The organism is Variovorax sp. 20P10.2.4 (assembly GCF_058244205.1).
In genome coordinates, this window is record NZ_JBZAYE010000554.1 from 1 (window position 1) to 4820 (window position 4820).

Annotated in this window: 5 protein-coding genes; 2 read left to right on the top strand and 3 right to left on the bottom strand. The window is 69.9% G+C overall.

Going from position 1 to position 4820, the window contains the following annotated elements:
* From AC27VN_RS32765 to AC27VN_RS32775, 3 genes are all read right to left on the bottom strand, one after another.
* Positions 1–581, bottom strand: a 581-nt coding sequence (locus AC27VN_RS32765) for a response regulator transcription factor (protein ID WP_490879269.1), incomplete at its 3' end; no start/stop codon positions are given.
* 56 nt (positions 582–637) lie between these two features.
* The gene (locus AC27VN_RS32770; protein WP_490879266.1) at positions 638–1837 is read right to left on the bottom strand and encodes a PQQ-dependent sugar dehydrogenase; all 1200 of its coding nucleotides are present in this window, start codon (positions 1835–1837) and stop codon (positions 638–640) included.
* Between the two features lie 112 nt (positions 1838–1949).
* Positions 1950–2837, bottom strand: coding sequence for a LysR family transcriptional regulator (locus AC27VN_RS32775; protein WP_395345522.1), 888 nt, complete (start codon positions 2835–2837; stop codon positions 1950–1952).
* A 132-nt stretch (positions 2838–2969) separates the two neighbouring features.
* Between AC27VN_RS32775 and AC27VN_RS32780 the strand changes: the two genes are divergently transcribed.
* Both AC27VN_RS32780 and AC27VN_RS32785 read left to right on the top strand, forming a co-directional pair.
* Positions 2970–4334, top strand: a complete 1365-nt coding sequence (locus AC27VN_RS32780) for an LLM class flavin-dependent oxidoreductase (protein ID WP_490879267.1) — start codon at positions 2970–2972, stop codon at positions 4332–4334.
* Positions 4335–4349: 15 nt separating this feature from the next.
* On the top strand, positions 4350–4820 hold a 471-nt coding region (locus tag AC27VN_RS32785; RefSeq protein WP_490879268.1), incomplete at its 3' end, for a flavin reductase family protein.

A 4820-nucleotide genomic window follows, 5' to 3' on the forward strand; every position in this document is an offset into this window, starting at 1 on the left:
TCGATCACGTTGGTCTGCGGATCGAACTGGTAGTCCCACACGGCCTCGAGCAGCATGGTGCGCGTGACCACCTGGCCCGGATGCATCATGAGGTAGGCCAGCAGGCGGAACTCGCGCGGCTGCAGCGCGATGGGGCGACCCGCGCGCTTCACCTGCCGGCTCGCGAGGTCGATGGACAGGTCGGCCACCTCGAGCGTGCGGATCTCGGGCCCGGTGCGCGAGCGCCGCACCAGCGCCTCGGCGCGCGCGGCCAGCTCCGAGAACGCGAAGGGCTTGGCCAGGTAGTCGTCGCCGCCGGCCTTGAGGCCGCGCACGCGCTCGTCGAGCGCGCTCAGCGCGCTGAGCACCAGCACCGGTGTCTTCTTGCCGAGCGCGCGCAGGGTCGCGAGGATCGACAGGCCGTCGACCTCGTTCGGCAGCATGCGGTCGAGGATCACGAGGTCCCAGGCTTCGCTGGTGGCGCGCGCCAGTGCATCGGTGCCGTCGCGGCTGATCACCGCCACGTGGCCGAGCGCGCGAAAGCCCTCGGCGATGTAGCGGGCGTTGTCGGCGTCGTCCTCGACGATGAGGCAACGCCACAGGGGAGTGGGATGGATCACGCCTTCGATTGTGCCGCCCGCTGCCGCCCGCGCCGGCGCTACAGGCTCGCGTCGGCGCGCGCGACGCGCACCACGCGGCCCTGCACCCCATCCACCAGCAGGTAGAGGCCGCCATCGGGCCCCTGGCGGATGTCGCGGATGCGCTCGCCGAGCTCGGCGAACAGCGGCTCACGCCACACCACGCGCGGCGCGGCGTCCTCGCCCGCAAGCTCGATGCGCCACACGGCCTTGCCGGCCAGCGCGCCCACGAGCACGCTGCCCTTCCACTCGGGAAACTGGTCGCCGGTGTAGAGGATCAGGTTGCTCGGCGCGATCGCCGGCAGGCCCCAGTGCACGAGCGGCGGTGCGAGACCGGCCCTGGCGGTGCCCTCGCCGATCGGCGCGCAGGTGTTGTACTCGCAGCCGAAGCTGACGAGGGGCCAGCCGTAATTGCGGCCCTTGCGCACCACGTTGATCTCGTCGCCGCCCTGCGGTCCGTGCTCCGCCACCCAGAGCTGGCCCGTGCGCGGATGCACGAAGGCGCCCTGCGGATTGCGATGGCCGAGGCTCCAGATCTCGGGCCGCGCGCCCGCGCGCTGCGCGAAGGGGTTGTCGGCCGGAATGCCGCCATCGGTGCGGATGCGCACCGTCTTGCCCTGGTAGTAGCCCAGCGACTGCGCGCGCATGCGGTCCTCGGGCGCATAGCGGTCGCCGAGCGTGAGGAACAGGTGGCCATCGCCCGAGACCGCGAGCCGCCCGCCGAGGTTCTCGCCTACCGCGATCTTCGGCGTCTGGCGGAACAGCACCTTGAGCTGCTCGACGCGCGCGCCGTCGTCGCTGAGCCGTGCCCGCGCGACCGCGATGCCGTTGCGCCCGGCGCGGCTGCGGCGGCGATCGACCTCGGTGTAGCTCAGGTAGATGAGGCGGTTGGCCTCGAAGCCCGGATCGATCGTGACGTCGAGCAGACCGCCATGGCTGCGCCGGTCGACGGCCGGCAGGCCACGCACCGGCGTCGAGACCTTGTCGCCCTGCGCATCCACGATGCGCAGGCGGCCCGCGCGCTCGGTCACCAGCAGGCGGCCGTCGGGCATGAACTCCATGCCCCAGGGCAACTCGAGCCCGGCCGCATAGGTGCTGGTCTGGAAGGCGGTGGGCGCCGGCCCGCGCGCCGCGTCGGCGGCATGCCCGAGCAGGAAGCCCGCGCACAGCAAACCGGCCCGCAAGCAGGTCGACAGGGAGGGACGGGGTGCGGTGTTCATGTCGAGCGGAACGGCGACCCCGGGACAGGACCGCCATCGCTTCGGATCATAAAAACGATAGGGCGCGCACGAACGCCGCGAACATTACCGTTTGTCCATGTTCGGCCGCTCGCTACTCGGCCGCGATCAATTTGTTGCACATCTCCACCAGCCGCGCCGCCGCGGGCGAGAGCGAATGGCCACGGATCGTCACGATGGCGATGGTGCGGCTCAACGCCGGCCCGATGATGCGCACCACCTTGAGCGGCGTGCGCCGCGGCAGCGCCACGCGCGGCAGCAGCGCGATGCCCAGGCCCGCCTCGGCCATCGCGACCAGCGTCGTGACCTGCATGAACTCGTAGTTGCTCTCGTGCGAAAGGCCGTTGGCCTTGAGCGCGTTGTCGACGTGGTCGCGAAAGGCGGTCGAGCTCGACAGCTTGAGCAACGGCAGCTTCGACAGCTCGCGCAGCGAGATGCTCGCGCGGCCGTTGTCCTGATAGCCGCGCGGCAGCATCGCGCAGTAGTCGTCGACGAAGATCGGCGCGAACTCGAGCTCGCCCTTCTTCTCGGGCACCGGCCCGATCGCGAAGTCGACCTCGCGCCGACGCACCGCCTCCAGCAGGTCCTGGTTGGCAAGCTCGCGCACATGCACGCTGATGCCCGGATACTTCTTCGCGAAGGCCGTGAGGATCGCCGGCAGCCGCGTGCTCGCGATGGTCGGCACGCAGGCGAAGGACAGGTGGCCATGCTGCACGTCGGCCGCATGCTGGATGTGCGAGAGCCCGACCTCGAGCTCGGCCAGCGCCTTGCGCGCGCTGATCAGCAGCTGCTCGCCCTCCTGCGTCAGCGTCACCTTGCGCGTGGTGCGCTGGAACAGCGCCACGCCGAGCTGCTCCTCGAGCTGCTTGACCTGCATGCTGACCGCGGGCAGCGAGCGGTTGGTCTCCTCGGCCGCCTTGCGGAAGCTCTCGTTCTGCGCCACCGAGAGGAAGGTGCCGATCAGCTTGAAGTTGATGTTCATGGGGCGATCCTGCGTCATTCCAAAAGTCTGAACAATGCCTAAGATTATTTGAGTTGTTGTGGTGCGAGGTCAAACCTAGCATTCGAGCCATCCCAATGACTCCGACGAGTCGCGAGAGAGAGGCAAGATCCGATGACCGCACCCCAGATGACGCTCGTGGCCTTCCTGCAGGCGCAGAACTGCTCGAACCTGGTCGCCTCGTGGCGCCACCCCGACACCGAACTCGGCTATGGCACGCCGGCCTACTACCAGAACATCGCCCGCACGCTGGAGCGCGGCAAGTTCCAGATGGCCTTCTTCGACGACCGGCTCGCGATGCCCGACCGCTATGGCGACGACCACCGCGACACGGTCGAGCACGGCGTGCGCGCGGTCAAGCTCGACCCGATCTCCGTGGTCACGGCCATGGGCCTGGCCACCGAGCGCCTGGGCCTGGGCGCCACCTACTCCACCACCTACTACGAGCCCTTCCACGTGGCGCGCGTGTTCGCCACGCTCGACCTGCTGACGCAAGGCCGCGTGGCCTGGAACGTGGTGACCTCGCTCAACAATTCGGAGGCCGCGAATTTCGGCGCGCAGGAGCACCTCGCGCACGACCTGCGCTACGAGCGCGCCGACGAGTTCCTCGAAGTGGTGCTCGGCCACTGGGACACCTGGCAGGAAGGCGCCGTGCTGCACGACAAGGCGAACGGCCGCTTCGCCGACGCTTCCAAGGTGCGCCGCCTCGACCACAGCGGCAAGTGGTTCAAGTCGCGCGGACCGTTCACCGTGCCGCGCTCGGCGCAGGGCCATCCGGTGCTGATCCAGGCCGGCCAGAGCGGGCGCGGCAGCGAGTTCGCGGCGCGCTGGGGCGAGCTGGTGTTCGTGATCTATCCGAACATCGACGTGGCACGCAGGTCGTACGCCGACTTCAAGCGCAAGGTCGCGGCGCACGGCCGCGATCCGGCCCAGGTCAAGGTGGCGCCCGCGGTCTACGTGATCGCGGCCGAGAGCCGCGCCGAGGCCGAGGACAAGAAGGCCGAGATCGATGCGCTCGTGAAACCGGTCGACGGCCTCGCGCTGCTGTCGGAAGTGCTGAACTTCGACTTCGCGACCAAGCGGCCCGACGAGCCCTTCACCGACGAGGAGCTGGGCTCGATCACCGGGCTGCGCGCCATCCTCGACCGCGTGATCGCGCAGAGCGGCCTGGCACGGCCGACGCTCGCGGACTTCCTGCGCTTCAGCGGCCGCGGCACCACCGACGAGCTCGCCACCTTCGTCGGCAGCAAGACCGACGTCGCCGACCAGATGGAGCAGTGGTTCCGCACCGGCGCCTGCGACGGCTTCGTGCTCGCGGCCACCAGCATGCCCGGCAGCTACGAGGACTTCGTGCGGCTGGTGGTGCCCGAGCTGCAGCGCCGCGGCGTCTTCCACCACGACTACGAGGGCCCGACCCTGCGCGACAACCTCGGCCTGGCGCGTCCGGCGGCGGGCGACTGGAAACATCTCTACCGCTGACACGAGGAGCACCCCATGGAAGCCAGCGCCTACAAGCAACTCATGAAGCATCACGCGGGTGCGCCGGTGGTCATCGCCACCGGCCGGCCCGGCGAGCGCACCGGGCTCACCGCCACGGCCTTCTGCTCGCTGTCGGATTCGCCGCCCACCGTGCTGATCTGCGTCAACCGCGGCGCGAGCGCGCACCCGGTGATCGAGCGCACGCGCGCCTTCTCGGTGAACCTGCTGCGCGACGGCCAGGCCGACATCGCCGCGCGCTTCGCGGGCATGACCGGCCTGAAGGGCGAGCAGCGCTTCGAGGGCGGCGACTGGACCGTGCAGCAGACCGGCGCGCCGGTGATGGCCGATGCGCTCGCCAGCCTCGACTGCGAGCTGCTGCAGGCGCACGACCACGGCACGCACTCGGTCTTCATCGGCCTGGTGCGCGAGGTGCACAGCGATGGCGGCGCCGACCCGCTGATCTATTTCCGCGGCAGCTTCAGCGCG